Below are 2,378 nucleotides of genomic sequence, written 5' to 3' on the forward strand. Positions count from 1 at the left end.
GATGATAGCTCTTCACGGAAGTATCGCCTGAACCTCTGTTCGCCGTCAGCCAACCATGCCTCATGTACGAGATCCGCGTAGCCCTCTGTCGAGAGCCAAAGACGGAAATCGGAGTACTCCAACATCTCAAGCGATGCTGGATGGGAGGGGTAGTCCCTCAGCCACTCGTCCAAGAGGCGTCGGAACTCCGTTCTTAGTTCTGGTGTAGGCATGGGTCGTCATGCGGTTATCAGTTCGCTTAGCAGCAACAAACCGCCGACTGTCGTCGTTCCTGGCGGCGGGCTCTGGATTGCGGAATGAGGCTCGCTTGCCTAATCCGTGGCAACTGACGCCAACTGATGCCATCCTATGCATATGGTGGCAGACATATCCATAGAGCGAACCGCCCGGGATGAACTCCAGAAGATATTCCGGAGGGTCTTTTACTCGCGGTATGATCATGTTGATGTGACGTGCTCCGAGTTGGCAGAGCGCGTTGCGGGGTATTACGAAGATCCCAGCATACATCTAGCCGATGCGCGTGAAGCCATGATCGAAGCCATGGGTCCGGAGGACGATATCCTTGCCGAACCGACGTCGTCGCCAGCGCACGTTCTGACAGTTCGCTACTACATTAAGCGTTAGCCCGGGGGCGGTCTCAGACTTGGGGCGTCCGAATCCCGTGCCGCCGTGCTGTTGACTGTGCGGAGGTCATTCTCCAGCCATGCTGGTAGGGGCACGAAGGAAGCCCTGCATCAGTGCGCCGCGCCCGCAATGCGCCTCGCGACTTCGTCGCTTTCGTCCTCGTCCAGAACAACGGGTCGTGTAGGTGCGTGACGCAAAAGTTCCATCATGCGTTCATACTGACGAAGTAGCTCCGACTGTGATGGTTTTCCTGTCACAAGGTAGACGGTGAAGGGCTCTGGTGCCTCTGAAATTCCGACAAGGACCCCAGCCCACCTTTCGGCTTTCCGCTGCATCTGCTCTGCGTCGGCTGAGTCCAGTGAGATGGCCTGAAGACAATGCCACTTACCGTTCTTGAAAGAGTGCTCGAATGTGACCTCGGAGTAGCTGCTTCGGACCGTATGCGGTTCCATGCGGGATAGTACTTCCGCTGTCTTAAGCTTGCTCTTCACGACTTCAAACACCTGCTCGTCGGAACGGGGCATCCGACCCGGTTCTGGATCATGCTTAACGACTAGTCGCTGGAACAACTGTTCATGGATTGCTTCAGGGTTATTCGTGACTCCACTCGCGTCGAGGTGCCATCGAAGGCTGCTATCATCGTTCCCAAGCAAATGAAGTCCAATGTCATGTGCCGAGCGCCAAATCCATTCTGAACCGCGTTCGTTGTTCTTCCGGTCGAACCATCGTTCCAGTTCACGCATGTCGTGGAGGAGAGCGCTTCGGTCGATGCCTGGATAAGCATTGCTGAGCCTCGCTCCCCCGCTCCTGATCCGCAGCTTCAGGTAGGAAAGGTCCGGGCAGTAGACGAGGACTCCCACGTTCATGCATTCGCCAGACCAAACGTCATGACGGTACTGCAGTATCGTGTAGGTGTACGCGTGCTTGTTCACTGTTCTCGGGCTCTCTCGATGGTATCCACGACCGCATCGATGTTGGAGCGGGCGTCGCTCAGGTATCCGGCTATACTATCACACGTGGCTCGACCCCAGGCATCTGGTGCGTCCGCCGCGTACAGTGAAAATGTGTCATCGGGTAGTCCCTTCCAAGAGGCGGCTGCACGAGAGAAGTCAACATGGTTGCTCCGCTTCAGGACCCGCCAGAAGGGATGTTGCATGTCTCCGGAGATGAAGTTGGTAATGCCGAACACTTCCCAAGGCAGCCTTACCGCGCTCCGATCAACTTCGGTGCCCGTGGCAGACACGAACGCCTCTTCGTGGTCGATGAGCGTGAAATTGTCGCCCATCTTCAGGATGTTTGGATTGGCAATCCTTCTGTCCCAATTCTGGATGATCGTGTCGAAGAGATAGGCGCTACCATGCAATTGATGCATGCGGCGAGGCATAGATGAAGCCTCGCTCCATCGTCTCCAACCGGATCCCAAGTGGAGTGCCCCGAATACGACTTCCGGTCCTGCTCGGAAGGCAGAAATCAAGTCATCGTCCTGGATGCTTGCGACGAACTCTGGGGTGAGTCTCACTTTGACTGGCGGAGGGCATGGCAAATCGAGGGCTTCTGCCACCTTTGCAGCCATCCACTCGCGGGCGGGCGCCGCGTCTGAAATGGTTGTATGTAAGCCTGGAGCTTTGATCCATACATCAACCGTTTCTCCTCCGGGAAGCTCGGCCATCACTAGCGGGGGCTTGGATCTGCCGCTGTCTGCTCGCCTGACGAAAGAAGTCGCCTCGCACTCTGAACCGCGCCGGGTCTGCCGG

2 protein-coding genes are annotated in these 2,378 nt (G+C 56.8%); both read right to left on the reverse strand.

Annotated elements, in window-relative coordinates; genetic code table 11:
• Positions 1–734: 734 nt before the first annotated feature.
• Complete coding sequence (locus OCH239_RS21205) at positions 735–1,556, reverse strand: DUF3037 domain-containing protein (RefSeq protein WP_037267450.1); 822 nt, start codon at positions 1,554–1,556, stop codon at positions 735–737.
• A partial coding sequence (locus tag OCH239_RS23030; RefSeq protein ID WP_211242048.1) for a HipA family kinase occupies positions 1,553–2,378 on the reverse strand: 826 nt, incomplete at its 5' end. The genes OCH239_RS21205 and OCH239_RS23030, both read right to left, overlap by 4 nt.

It is taken from the genome of Roseivivax halodurans JCM 10272, from assembly GCF_000521785.1.
Lineage (GTDB): Bacteria > Pseudomonadota > Alphaproteobacteria > Rhodobacterales > Rhodobacteraceae > Roseivivax > Roseivivax halodurans.